Origin of the sequence: Paraburkholderia sp. USG1, from assembly GCF_031570135.1 — a bacterium.
Lineage (GTDB): Bacteria > Pseudomonadota > Gammaproteobacteria > Burkholderiales > Burkholderiaceae > Paraburkholderia > Paraburkholderia dioscoreae.
Genome location: NZ_JAMWXW010000042.1, coordinates 50,115 through 62,430, shown reverse-complemented (window position 1 = coordinate 62,430; position 12,316 = coordinate 50,115). Strand labels below are relative to the sequence as shown.

Sequence of the window (12,316 nt, the reverse complement as noted above, 5' to 3'; positions counted from 1 at the left end):
CGCCACAACCCACCCCGCCGACGCCTTCTGGCTCGTCCTCCTCTACGGCATCCCCGGTTTCGGCTACATCATCACTGCCACTTTCCTGCCGGTGATCGCGCGTCATGCGTTGCCCGGCTCATCCTGGCCCGACCTGTTCTGGCCGATGTTCGGCGCGGCGCTGATCGTCGGCGCACTGCTGGCGGCGCGTTTGCCGGCGCATTGGGACAACCGTGCACTGCTCGCCGGCTGCTATGTGCTGCAGGCGGCCGGCATCGCCCTCGGTATCGTCTGGCCGACGGCGGGCGGCTTCTCACTCGGCAGCATCCTGATCGGTCTGCCGTTCACCGCGATCACCCTGTTCGCGATGCGCGAGGCGAGGCGTCTGCGCGGCGACAACGCGGCTGCGCTGATGGGTTATGCGACGGCGGCCTATGGCGTCGGACAGATCGCCGGCCCGCTGGTCGCCGCGCCGATCGCCGCGCAGAGCGGATCGTTTTCGCCGGCGCTGTGGCTGGCGGCGGCCGCATTGCTGGCGGGCGCGGCGGGGCTCGCCATCGTCGCGCGCCTGCCGGTTGGCCGTGGCCGCATGTCCGATTGCGGCTGCGACTGACGCAGACCGAACGCACATCGACGCGATCGCCACCGGCGGCCCGCCCCCGAAAAACAAATAACCGAAGGGCGCACTAAAATGACCGCTTTCCCGTCATCTCAGCGCGCCTGTCGCCGGGCGCGCCGCCAGCCATGCAACATTTCGCGTCCGACAACTACGCCGGCATCTGTCCCGAAGCGCTCGAGGCGCTGATCGCCGCCAACAACAGCGGCCACGAGCCGGCCTACGGCGACGACTCCTGGACCAACCAGGTATGCGACCGTCTACGCGAGCTGTTCCAGACCGACTGCGAAGTGTTCTTCGTATTCAACGGCACGGCCGCCAACTCGCTGGCGCTCGCGTCGCTGTGCCAGTCGTATCACTCGGTGATCTGCCACGATCTCGCACACATCGAAACCGACGAATGCGGCGGACCCGAATTCTTCTCGGGCGGCTCGAAGCTGCTGACGGCGCCGGGCGTCGGCGGCAAACTCTCGCCGGATGCGATCGAAGCAGTCGTCACACGCCGCGCCGACATCCATTACCCGAAGCCGAAAGTCGTCACGCTGACACAGTCGACGGAAGTCGGCACTGTCTACAGCGTCGAGGAAGTGCGCGCGATCGCGGCGATCGCCAAGCGGCGTCACCTGAAAGTGCATATGGACGGCGCGCGTTTCGCCAACGCGGTCGCCGCGCTCGACGTGCATCCGTCGGAGATCACGTGGCGCGCGGGCGTGGACGTGCTGTGTTTCGGCGGCACCAAGAACGGTTTGCCGGTCGGTGAAGCGGTGGTGTTCTTCGACCGCGCGCTCGCCGCCGATTTCGCCTATCGCCTGAAACAGGCCGGCCAGCTGGCCTCGAAGATGCGCTTCATTTCCGCCCCCTGGCTCGGTCTGCTCGATAACGACGTCTGGCTGCGCAACGCGCGTCACGCGAATGCAATGGCGCAATTGCTGCAAACGCGGTTGCAGGAAATTCCGGGCGTGAGCATCATGTTTCCCAGAGAATCGAACGCGGTCTTTGCGCAATTGCCCGCGCAAGCCGCCAAGGCAATGCGTGCGCGCGGCTGGAAGTTCTACGAATTCATCGGCGCGGGCGGGTGCCGGCTGATGTGCGCGTGGGATACGCAGCCGGAAACGGTCGAACGGTTCGCCGCCGAGGTGCGGGAGTTGTGCGCGGCTTGAGATCGCAAACCGCAAACCGCAAACCGCACGCCGCACGCCGCGCACCCGCAGCCGCGCACGATCACACAAAACAAACGGGACGTCTCTCTCACCCCATGACCCAATACCGATTCTGCCCACGCTGTTCCACGCCGCTGATCGAGCGCGCCGATGCCGCGCACGAAGGCGGCCGCATCCGCCAGACCTGTCCCGATACGGCGTGCGGCTACGTCCACTGGAACAATCCGCTGCCGGTGGTGGCGGCGATCGTCGAATATGAAGGCAAGATCCTGCTGGCGCGCAATGCCGCGTGGCAGGAGGGCATGTTCGCGCTGATTACGGGCTTCCTCGAAAACGGCGAGACGCCGGAAGAGGGCATTGCCCGCGAAGTGCTCGAGGAAACCTCGCTGCACGCGGAGACGGTCGAGCTGATCGGCGTCTATGAATTCATCCGCAAGAACGAACTGATCATCGCGTATCACGTGAAGGCCTATGGCACAGTGGCGCTGTCGCCGGAATTGCTCGAATACCGGCTGGTCGAGCCGGCCAGGTTGCGGCCGTGGCGCGCGGGCACCGGCCAGGCGCTCGGCGAGTGGATGCGCCGGCGCGGCTTGCCGTTCGAGTTTGTCGAGAGGCCGGGGCAGTAGCAGACCAATCAGCGGGGCGACGAGCTTGCGCTCGGGGAGGAGCACGGGATGGCCTATATTTTCTATCTGACCCATATTCATCTCGGCTACGACGCGCTGTCGCAGTTATCGTCCGAATGCGGACGTGTCGGCATCAAGCGGCCTTTGATCATCACCGACAAGGGCGTCGTCGCGGCCGGCCTCGCGCAGCGCGCGCTAGACGCATTGAAATTCGGCGCCGTGCCGGTCTTCGACGACACGCCCTCGAACCCGACCGAGGCGATGGTGCTCGCCGCCGCCCAGGTGTACCGCGACGAAGGCTGCGACGGTCTGATCGCGGTGGGCGGCGGGTCGTCGATCGATCTGGCCAAGGGCGTAGCGATCGCGGCCACACATGCCGGTGCGCTGATGCAGTACGCGACCATCGAAGGCGGCAGCCCGAAGATCACGGCTGCGGCCGCGCCGCTGATCGCGGTTCCCACTACGGCGGGCACGGGCAGCGAAGTCGCGCGCGGCGCGATCGTGATCCTGAACGACGGCCGCAAGCTCGGCTTTCATTCGTGGCATCTGCTGCCCAAGTCGGCGTTATGCGATCCTGCGCTCACGCTCGGCCTGCCGCCGGGTTTGACGGCGGCCACCGGCATGGACGCGGTCGCGCACTGCATCGAGACCTTTCTCGCGCCGGCCTTCAATCCGCCCGCGGACGGCATCGCGCTGGACGGGTTGGAGCGCGCGTGGGCCAACATCGAACGCGCGACGGCGGACGGCAGCGATCGCGACGCGCGCCTGAACATGATGAGCGCCTCGATGCAAGGCGCGATGGCGTTCCAGAAAGGGCTTGGCTGCGTGCATTCGCTGTCGCATCCGCTGGGCGGTCTGACGGTGAACGGCAAAACGTCGCTGCATCACGGCACGCTGAACGCGGTTGTGTTGCCCGCGGTGCTGCGCTTCAACGAGACCGCGGACAGCGTCGTGGCCGAGCGCCGTTATGCAAGAATGCGCCGCGTGATGAATTTACCGGAGAACGCGGATCTCGCGCAGGCGCTGTTCGATATGACCGAGCGGCTCGGTTTGCCTACCGGCCTCGCGCAGATGGGCGTCGACGAAAGCATGTTCGACAAGGTGATCCAGGGCGCGCTCGCGGATCATTGTCACCGCACGAATCCACGCGAAGCCACCGCCGACGACTACCGCCACATGCTGACCGAATCGCTCTGAACAAAGCGAGAGCCGCGTAACGCGCACGACAACTTCAAACATACTCACGCCAGGCATGAACAAACCCGTACCCGCCGCGCGCACCGCCTACCCGCATTTCCTGCCGATCACCACACGCTGGATGGACAACGACGTCTACGGCCACGTCAACAACGTCGTCTATTACAGCTACTTCGACACGGTGGTGAACGAATACCTGATCCGCACCGGCGTGCTCGATTTCGAGCACGGCGCGACGATCGGGCTGGTGGTCGAGACACACTGCAACTACTTCGCACCGCTGGTGTTTCCCGAACGGGTCGAAGCCGGCCTGCGCGTGGTGCGGCTCGGCACATCGAGCGTGCGCTACGAAGTGGGGCTCTTCAAGGAAGGCGAAGATCAACCCGCGGCACAAGGACACTTCGTACATGTGTATGTGGATCGCGTCACGCGGCGCCCCGTGAGCCTGCCCGCCGAATTGCGCGCGGCGCTCGAACCGTTGAGCGCCGCCGGGCAGGCGGAATAGGCGCGTGCAGTCGTTCGTCGTCAATCTGCTCAACGGTGTCAGTTACGGCCTGCTGCTTTTCATGCTGTCGGCGGGCCTGACGCTGATTTTCAGCATGCTCGGCGTGCTCAATTTCGCGCACGCGAGCTTCTACATGCTCGGTGCTTACGTCGGCTTTTCCGTGGCGGCGCGCGCGGGATTCTGGAGCGCGCTGGTGATTGCGCCGCTTGTCGTCGGGCTGGTCGGCGCGGCATTGGAGCGCTGGCTGTTGCGGCGCGTGCGTGCGCATGGCCATCTCGCCGAATTGCTGCTGACCTTCGGCGCGGCGTATCTGCTCGGCGAACTGGTCAAGCTCGGCTGGGGCTTGAGCCCGCTTTCCGCGACCGTGCCGGCCGTGCTCGACGGGCCGCTCTTCACCGTCTACGGCGCGGCGTTCGCACGCTACCGGGCGTTCATGATGGTGGTATCGCTCGCCATGCTGGGCGCGCTCCATGCCGTGTTGCGCGTGTCGAAGGCGGGACTGATCGTGCGTGCCGCGCTCACGCACGCGAGCGCTGTCGAAGCGCTCGGCCACAACGTGCCGCGCGTGTTCACCGGCGTGTTCGCGGCCGGCACGGCGCTCGCCGCGTTGGCCGGCGTGATCGGCGCGCCGCTCTTCGTGATCGAACCGGGGATGGCGGAGTCGCTCGGCTCGATCGTGTTCGTGGTGGTCGTGATCGGCGGCTTGGGTTCGCTGGGCGGCGCGCTGGCGGCGTCGCTGCTGGTCGGCTGCGTGCAGACCCTGGCCGTGGCGAGCAACGTGTCGCTCGGCGACGTGCTGTCGATCTTCGGCACATCCCTGCCGGCCGAATGGGACGCGCTGACGCTCGCGCAACTCGCACCGCTGATTCCGTATCTGCTGCTGGTCGCGATGCTGGCACTGCGCCCGCGCGGACTTTTCGGGCGGCGTGACGAACATGCGTGAGGCACCCGACTCGTCGGCTTTGTCCGCGACCGCACCGCGTGCGCTCCGGCGCGCGCTTGCGCCGTGGCTGGCGCTCATCCTGTTCCTTGGCGTGCCGCCATTTATCTGGCCGCAAAGCTGGCTGCTCGCCTACCTCGCGCAGACCGCGACGATGATCGTGTTCGCGCTTTCCTACAATCTGCTGCTCGGCGAAACGGGGTTGTTGTCGTTCGGTCATGCCGCTTACTCGGGCCTCGGAGCACTGGTGGCCGCGCAACTGTTCAACCGGGTCGGCGTGCCGCTCGTGCTGCTGCCGCTGGTTGGCGGTATCGGCGGCGCGCTCTGCGGGCTGCTCTTGGGGTTCATTTCGACGCGGCGCGCCGGCACGGCCTTCGCGATGATCACACTCGGTCTGGGCGAACTCGTGGCGGCCGCCGCGTGGACGCTGCCCGACTGGTTCGGCGGCGAGGCCGGCGTGGCGATCGATCGCGCGAGCGGCGCGCAGTGGGCAGGCTGGAGCTTCGGCCCAGCGCGCGAGGCATATGCGCTGATCGCGGTGTGGTGCCTGCTCGCGTGCGCGGCGCTGTTCGCGCTCTCGCGCACGCCTTTCATGCGCCTCGCCAACGCCGTGCGCGACAATCCGGTGAGGGCGGCGGCAATAGGCTGCTACCCGCGCCGCATCCGCTACGGCGTGGTGGTATTGTCGGCGTTTTTTGCGGGTATCTCCGGGACGTTGGCGCTGATCAACGTGGAACTGGTGTCGGCGGAAAGCGTCGGCATGATGCGCTCGGGCGCGGTGTTGATCGCCCCCGTGATCGGCGGTACGGCGGCGTTCTTCGGGCCGGTCGCGGGCGCGGTCGTACTGACGTTTTTCAGTGTCGTGGTGGCGAGCGTCACGCGGGCCTGGCTGTTCTATCTGGGACTCTTCTTCATCGTGGTCGTGGTGATTTCGCCGGATGGCCTGGCGGGCTTCGTGCAGCGTCATACGGCGCGTGTGGCCGCATATGGCTGGCGCCGGTGCCGCGCGGCTTACCTGTGGGGCGCGGCCGCCGCGCTGCTGTGGACGGCGGCCGTCGTGCTCGCGGTGCAATGGGCCTACGCCGCGCAATTCGGCGCGGACGAGGGCGCGGCCTTAGTTGGCACGGGCGCGCTGATGGGGATGGGCGCGTCGCCGCTCGGGCTCGGCACCACGGTCTTATTGCTGGCGGCGCTGGGAGGACTCTCGGCGCATTACGCGATTCGCGCGCAAGCGCACCTCGCAGCCATGCGCTCAAGCGCCACGCACAGCGCTGGAGACGCGCGATGATCCCGGCACTCGCACTCTATGGCATCAAAAAACGCTTCGGCTCGACGCAGGTTCTGCGCGGCGTCGATCTCGCGGTCCAGCCCGGCGAACGTCACGCGCTGATCGGACCGAACGGCGCGGGCAAGTCGACGCTCTTCAATCTGATTGCCGGTGGTACCCGGCCGAACGCCGGGCGCATCGATCTGTTCGGCGCCGAGATCACCCGCCTTGCGCCGACCGCGATCGCACGCCGCGGACTCGCGCGCAGCTTCCAGAGCACCAGCGTGTTCGCGCGGCTCAGCGTGTTCGACAATCTGCGCTGCGCGGCACTGCTGGCGGAGCGCGACCGCACGCGATGGTGGCAGCGTTTCAGCGGGTCGCGCACGGTCGACGCGCGTGCCGCACAGGTGCTCGACGCGGTGGGTTTGAGCGCGCGCCGCCAAGTCCTCGCCGGCACGCTCAGCTACGCCGAGCAACGCGCGCTCGATCTGGGCATCGCGCTCGCGGGCGGCGCGCATACCTTGCTGCTCGACGAGCCGACCGCCGGCATGAACCGCGCGGAAGCGGCGCGTGCCATCGAACTGATTCGCGAGACCACGGCGGGCCGTACGCTGCTGATGGTCGAGCACGACATGAACGCGGTGTTCGCGATTGCCGATCGCATTTCCGTTCTCGTGCAGGGGCGCATCATCGCGAGCGGCACGCCGGCGGCAATCCGCGCGGACGCGGCGGTGCGCGCCGCGTATCTCGGCGAAGGGTTCGGCACATGAGTGCCCTGCTCGACATTCGCGGGTTGAACGCGTGGTACGGCGCGAGCCAGGCGCTGCACGGCGTCACGCTGGGCATCGAGGCGGGCGAGGTGCTGGCGCTGGTCGGCCGCAACGGCTCGGGCCGCTCGACGCTCGCACGCGCGATCATGGGCCTCGTGCGCAGCGAAGGTGAACTGCGTTTCGCGGGCCGTGCGCTCGGCGGTCTGCGCACCTTCGAGATCGCGCGTCTCGGGATCGGCTATGTGCCGGAACATCGCGACGTGTTTCCCACGCTGAGCGTCCACGAGAATCTGCAACTCGGTGTCGCGCCAAATGATCGCGGCCGCGCGCCGCGCTTCACCTTCGACGACGCCTACACGCTTTTCCCCGTGCTGCATGAACGCAGGCGCACGCGTGCGGGCGCGCTCTCGGGCGGCGAGCAGCAGATGCTGACGCTTGCGCGGGCGCTACTGGGCGACCCCGATCTGCTTGTCATCGACGAACCCGGCGAGGGTCTCGCGAGTCTCGTGATGGAGCAGGTCGCCCGATGCTTGCGGACGCTGCGCGATCGCGGCGTGGCGATGCTGCTGATCGAACAGCGCCTTGTGATCGCACAGGATATTGCCAGTCGCGTCGCGGTGATGGGGCATGGCGAAGTCGTGTTCGACGGCGCGCTCGCGTCGTTCTTGCAGCGGACCGATGTGATGCGGGAATGGCTCGGCGTCGGTTGAGCGCGACGCTTATTGGCTGTGTTTTTATTGCAGCGCCGCATGGCGATGGATGATCGTTTTGCTGTCCTGCTGAATGCATCGTGCGCGCGGCGCTTGAATCGCACCGATCATGCCGTTTGAATCCCATCTGCCGGCGCGCCGCTCAGGCCGCGTGCATGCGGATTTCCCATGACTCGCCGCGGCGATTCAAACGCTTGATCGTTTGGTGAGCGTCCTCCAGAAATCTTGTCGGCAGCGCGCTGACAAATAAAGACAATCGGGTAAAAGACGCGCGACGGCGGCTTGCTGTTTAAAGCCCGCGTATGCGCGACTCACCATGCCGTGCCCGGGGCGCGAGAGATGCGTCGAGGCTTCAGGAGGAGACATCATGAGAGACGGACGCGTATTGGATGAGGTATCGGCGCATGATCCGCTGCCGCTAGATTCGCGAGATTCAGAACCGAAGCGCGCCTGGCGCCCGCCGATCAGCGCGGGTGCCGCGCTGTTGACGGCCGCGTTGCTGATGTCAGCCTGCGCCGAGGCCAGTTCGACTACCGGCGATGCGGCATCCGCGCCGTCAAATGCGGCGAACAGGGCGGCCGATGCGGCGGGCGACAAAGTCAGCAGCGGCGACAGTCGGGCAAATGCGAACGCCAACGCCAACGCCTCGCCGGCCGCCGCTTCCGCCGCCCAACCCGCAGCGCTCGCCGCCCAACCCGCTTTTTCAGCACGTCCGGCCCTCGAACTCGCCAAGGCCAAACAACTGGCCGCCGAACAAAGCGTCGCGGCGCGCGTGCCATCCGCGAGCGGCATGACCGAAAAGCGCAGCCGTCCGCTGACGCTGCGCGATTCCGGCATCGACGGCGCGCTGATGTTTGCACGCGACGTGGACTTCCGCGTGACCGGCGACATCGGCTTCATGATTCACGACATGGCGGCGACACTGACTCCGGTGCGTCCCGGTCAGCCGATCGTATTCGACGATCCGACCAGCGTGACGATCAACGTTCACCGCGGCCATGTCACGCTCGACAGCGCCAAACTCACGGCGATCTTCAATCGCTACCTGTTCCAGTATCAGGGCTCGCCGCTGCGCAATATGCGCGTCGTGCCGCAGGACGGCGGCAACTTGCGCATTACCGGCGAGATGCATCGCGAGACATGGGTGCCGATCGTGCTGAGCGGATCGCTGTCCATGCGCAACGCCGCCGAGCTGGTGTTTCATGCCGATCATGTCGAAGTGGCCGGCGTCGGCGCAGACAGGCTGATGCAGGCCGCGCACGTGAAGATGGCCGACCTGCTGAAGGTGGACACGCCGATCGCGCGTCTGGATGGTGACGACGTCGTGATGCAGGTGGCCAAACTGACGCCGCCGCCCGCGTTGCATATGACGATCACGCAGATCGAGACCAGCGCCTCGGGCGTGCGCTTCGCGCTCGACGACGGCAGCGTGCCCAACATTGTCTGGCCCGCGACGATGCCCGCACGCGGCATGCTGGTGGAGGGCGGCGACGTCAAATTCATGCGCTCGATGACGATGAACATCGACATGGCGCTCACGCCGATCGACAACAAAGCGCCGTTCGTGCTGGACCTGTATCACTACCGCGATCAGATGGCGGCCGGCTATTTCACCTTCGACGAAGCGGGCGCGCTGGACGTGCATCTGCCTTCATACACGACGCTAGCCGGCGCGGACAAAGACAAGGACTCGCCACTGCAAACCGGCAGCGCGAGCGCGCGCTTTAACGACAGCTTCATTCGCGCCCAGCAGGCCGCACTCGCGCAGGCGCGGCTCGTGTGGCAACGCGTGCCGCAGTCTGTGCAAACCGCGTCGGTAGCACGCGCGATTCCGGTTGGTACGCGCGCGGCGTTTTCCGGGCAACGCATGTCGACCCCCCGTTCGGCGTTCAGCGACGAGCGCCATTCGCCGGGCGCCGCGCCGTTGATTCACGTCGAGAACGTTGACTTCTACGTGGCGGGGCGCATCGGTTTTCACGTGCGTTCGCTCGATGCGCAGATGGTGCCGAAAAAGCCGGGGCAACCCGTCGATCTGGACGATCCCGATCAGTACGATATCCATATCATCGGCGGCGACGTCGTGGAGCCGTGGCCCGCAATGGCCGCGCTCTTCAACGACTATCTGCTCGATTACGAGCCGCGCTCGCTGAACGATCTGCAGTTGAAGCCGGTGGATGGCAAGCTCGAAGTGACGGGTGGCATCAAGCTGTGGAATCACTTTCCCGGCGTGTGGCTGCCCACCACGATGAGCGGCACGATCGTCGCCAAAGACGAGCGGCATCTCGTGTATGAACCGACTTCCGTGAAAGTGCTGGGCGTGCCGCAGGCCGGCCTGCTGCGTGCGCTGGATATTCCGCTCGCTTCGCTCACGCCGTTCACGCGCAAGGGTGTCGCGCTAAAGGGCAACGAACTGGTGTTCGATCAGTACACGGTGTTTCCGCCGCCGGTTCTGCAAGGGCGTCTCGCGAGCGCGACAGTCACCGATGAAGGTCTCGTGCTGAAGTTCAAACGCGACGGCAACATCGCCGCCGCGAGGCCGCCTTCGGGCGCGGGCAGGAGCTTCGTATGGATCGAGTCAGGCGACGTGAAGATGTTCAACTCGCTGGTGACGAACACGCGCACGTTCATCAAGGACAGTTCGAATCCCGGCGTGATGAAGTTCGACCTGTACGCTTATCGCAAGGACGTAGCGAAGGGAACGGTGAGAATGGGTGAGGACGGCGGCCTGGATGTCGATCTGGCCGTCAGGAAGTAGCGCGGCCTGTTCGAAGCCCGCGCGATGCCATGTCGATGCATCGCGCAGGCCTTGAATTCAAGCGTCCTTATTGATGATCCACTCATGCGCCGGGTCGTTGCGGAAATGCCAGACCCGCTTGCCGCCCGCCATCACGTTCAGATAATACGAGTCATAGCCGTACGGTACGACCACAGGGTGATACCCGCGCGGCACCATGACGACGTCATGATCTTCCACGGCCATCGACTCGTCGATGTCGCGCATATCCGTGTACACGCGCTGAAACGCAAACCCTTGCGGCGGATCCAGCCGGTGATAGTAAGTCTCTTCGAGTGAGCTTTCCTGCGGGACATTATCGGTGTCGTGCTTATGCGGCGGGTAGCTCGAAGCGTGGCCGCCGGGCGTTCTGACTTCGACCACCAGCAGCGACTCCGCAGGTTCGGTTTGCGGAAGAATATCGCACACGTATCGCGTATTCAGGCCTTTGCCGCGTGTGGAGCGTTTCATCGAAGCGGGCTCGATCAATCTCGCGGGATACTGGCCCTTGGCCGGCGCGCTTGCTACGCCGATCTCGGCATCGCGGCCAGCGCGAACCGTCGCCCGAACGTTCGGCGGCAGATACACCGCATACGGCGCGGCGTCTTCGAACACGCTGTCGCGCGAACCGAGCGAACGCCAGGTGGCGTCCGCTGTTTCGATATCCACCGTGCCGGTGAGCACGACAATACACACTTCACGCGAGGGTTCGTGCACGTGCACGACTTCGCTCGTACCGAGGCGGTAAGCGGCAAATCCCACATACCGCCAGCATGCCGACTCCGGTGTCACTCGTGCGATCGTCTGGCCTTCGCGCTGCGCCTTTACCAATAAACTCATGCCGCCTCCTGCCTGGTCTTGTCAGCCGCGTCGAGCGGCGCATCCACCAACGCGCGCAACGTCTGGTAGCCTTTCCGTGCATACTCGTACGATGGCGCCACGACCGGATCCTGTTCGGCTTCCACCACCAGCCAGCCGCGATAGCCGTGCCGCTTCAATCGTTCGATGATCGCCGGGAAATTCACCGCGCCGTCTCCCGGCACCGTGAAGGCGCCGGCGATGACCGCGTCGAGAAAACTCCAGTTGCGATTGCGCGCGAGCTTCATGACGGCAGGGCGCACGTCTTTGCAATGCACGTGGCAGACCCGCCCGATATGTTTGTCGAGCACGGCGAGCGGATCGCCGCCGGCAAACGTGATGTGTCCCGCGTCGAACAGCAGGCCGACGGCGTCGCCGGTGCGCGACATTAGTTGATCGACATCGGCCGGCGTCTCGACATAAGCGCCCATGTGATGATGGTACGCGAGCCGCACGCCGCGGCTCAGCGTATAGCGCGCGAATTCGTCGACGCGCGCCGCATAGGCGACCCATTGCGCGTCGCTGAAAAAGCGCGGCCGTTGATAAAGCGGTTGCGGTGCGCCCTGAATCGAATCGGCGACCTCGCCGTACACCATCACCGTTGCGCCGTTCTGCACAAGCAACTCCAGGTGTGGGCCGACAGCGGTGATTTCCTCTTCCACGCTGCGCCGCGCGAGCCGCCCGGAATACCAGCCCGATACCAGCGCGAGATCGTATTGCGCGAGCAGCGTCTTCAATGCCTGCGGCTCGCGCGGAAACTTGTTGCCGAGTTCGAAGCCCTGATAGCCAATCTGGCGGCCTTCCGTCAACGCCACCTCGAGCGGCGTTTCGCCGCCGAGCGAAGGCAGATCGTCGTTCATCCACGATAACGGATTGATGCCGATACGTACGTCGAAAGCAGTCATGCGGGCGTCC

General features: G+C 65.7%; 12 protein-coding genes. 10 read left to right on the top strand and 2 right to left on the bottom strand.

Annotated elements, in window-relative coordinates:
- From NE850_RS35650 to NE850_RS35605, 10 genes are all read left to right on the top strand, one after another.
- The coding region (locus NE850_RS35650) for a YbfB/YjiJ family MFS transporter (protein ID WP_310700096.1) at positions 1-592 on the top strand (592 nt) is incomplete at its 5' end.
- Between the two features lie 131 nt (positions 593-723).
- Positions 724-1,755, top strand: coding sequence for a low specificity L-threonine aldolase (locus tag NE850_RS35645; protein ID WP_007181057.1), 1,032 nt, complete (start codon positions 724-726; stop codon positions 1,753-1,755).
- Between the two features lie 95 nt (positions 1,756-1,850).
- Complete coding sequence (locus tag NE850_RS35640; RefSeq protein ID WP_007181058.1) at positions 1,851-2,381, top strand: NUDIX domain-containing protein; 531 nt, start codon at positions 1,851-1,853, stop codon at positions 2,379-2,381.
- 48 nt (positions 2,382-2,429) lie between these two features.
- Positions 2,430-3,578 carry an iron-containing alcohol dehydrogenase gene (locus NE850_RS35635; protein ID WP_007181059.1) on the top strand — a complete coding sequence of 383 codons (1,149 nt, stop codon included), beginning with the start codon at positions 2,430-2,432 and terminating at the stop codon, positions 3,576-3,578.
- Positions 3,579-3,633: 55 nt separating this feature from the next.
- Positions 3,634-4,083: a thioesterase family protein gene (locus NE850_RS35630; RefSeq protein WP_007181060.1), complete on the top strand. Its 450-nt coding sequence runs from the start codon at positions 3,634-3,636 to the stop codon at positions 4,081-4,083.
- Between the two features lie 4 nt (positions 4,084-4,087).
- Positions 4,088-5,026: a branched-chain amino acid ABC transporter permease gene (locus NE850_RS35625; protein ID WP_007181061.1), complete on the top strand. Its 939-nt coding sequence runs from the start codon at positions 4,088-4,090 to the stop codon at positions 5,024-5,026.
- Entirely contained in the window at positions 5,019-6,311 is a 1,293-nt protein-coding gene (locus NE850_RS35620; protein WP_310700095.1) for a branched-chain amino acid ABC transporter permease, read from the top strand. The genes NE850_RS35625 and NE850_RS35620 overlap by 8 nt, the downstream gene beginning before the upstream one ends.
- Entirely contained in the window at positions 6,308-7,060 is a 753-nt protein-coding gene (locus tag NE850_RS35615) for an ABC transporter ATP-binding protein (RefSeq protein WP_165186697.1), read from the top strand. The genes NE850_RS35620 and NE850_RS35615 overlap by 4 nt, the downstream gene beginning before the upstream one ends.
- Positions 7,057-7,770, top strand: a complete 714-nt coding sequence (locus NE850_RS35610) for an ABC transporter ATP-binding protein (protein WP_007181064.1) — start codon at positions 7,057-7,059, stop codon at positions 7,768-7,770. Before NE850_RS35615 ends, NE850_RS35610 begins: the two co-directional genes overlap by 4 nt.
- 367 nt (positions 7,771-8,137) lie before the next feature.
- The gene (locus NE850_RS35605; protein ID WP_165186695.1) at positions 8,138-10,525 is read left to right on the top strand and encodes a hypothetical protein; all 2,388 of its coding nucleotides are present in this window, start codon (positions 8,138-8,140) and stop codon (positions 10,523-10,525) included.
- A gap of 57 nt (positions 10,526-10,582) precedes the next feature.
- Here NE850_RS35605 and iolB read toward each other — a convergent pair whose 3' ends face one another.
- Together iolB and iolE are read right to left on the bottom strand one after the other, a co-directional pair.
- Positions 10,583-11,383, bottom strand: coding sequence for a 5-deoxy-glucuronate isomerase (gene iolB / locus NE850_RS35600; protein ID WP_165186692.1), 801 nt, complete (start codon positions 11,381-11,383; stop codon positions 10,583-10,585).
- Positions 11,380-12,306, bottom strand: coding sequence for a myo-inosose-2 dehydratase (gene iolE, locus NE850_RS35595; protein ID WP_007181067.1), 927 nt, complete (start codon positions 12,304-12,306; stop codon positions 11,380-11,382). The genes iolB and iolE overlap by 4 nt, the downstream gene beginning before the upstream one ends.
- Between the last annotated feature and the right edge of the window lie 10 nt (positions 12,307-12,316).

Coding starts and splice junctions, on each gene's coding strand:
- NE850_RS35610 (WP_007181064.1), top strand. CDS start 7,057: ATGAGTGCCCTGCTCGACATTCGCGGGTTGAACGCGTGGTACGGCGCG.
- iolE (WP_007181067.1), bottom strand. CDS start 12,306: ATGACTGCTTTCGACGTACGTATCGGCATCAATCCGTTATCGTGGATG.
- NE850_RS35645 (WP_007181057.1), top strand. CDS start 724: ATGCAACATTTCGCGTCCGACAACTACGCCGGCATCTGTCCCGAAGCG.
- NE850_RS35615 (WP_165186697.1), top strand. CDS start 6,308: ATGATCCCGGCACTCGCACTCTATGGCATCAAAAAACGCTTCGGCTCG.
- NE850_RS35605 (WP_165186695.1), top strand. CDS start 8,138: ATGAGAGACGGACGCGTATTGGATGAGGTATCGGCGCATGATCCGCTG.
- NE850_RS35640 (WP_007181058.1), top strand. CDS start 1,851: ATGACCCAATACCGATTCTGCCCACGCTGTTCCACGCCGCTGATCGAG.
- NE850_RS35630 (WP_007181060.1), top strand. CDS start 3,634: ATGAACAAACCCGTACCCGCCGCGCGCACCGCCTACCCGCATTTCCTG.
- NE850_RS35620 (WP_310700095.1), top strand. CDS start 5,019: ATGCGTGAGGCACCCGACTCGTCGGCTTTGTCCGCGACCGCACCGCGT.
- iolB (WP_165186692.1), bottom strand. CDS start 11,383: ATGAGTTTATTGGTAAAGGCGCAGCGCGAAGGCCAGACGATCGCACGA.
- NE850_RS35635 (WP_007181059.1), top strand. CDS start 2,430: ATGGCCTATATTTTCTATCTGACCCATATTCATCTCGGCTACGACGCG.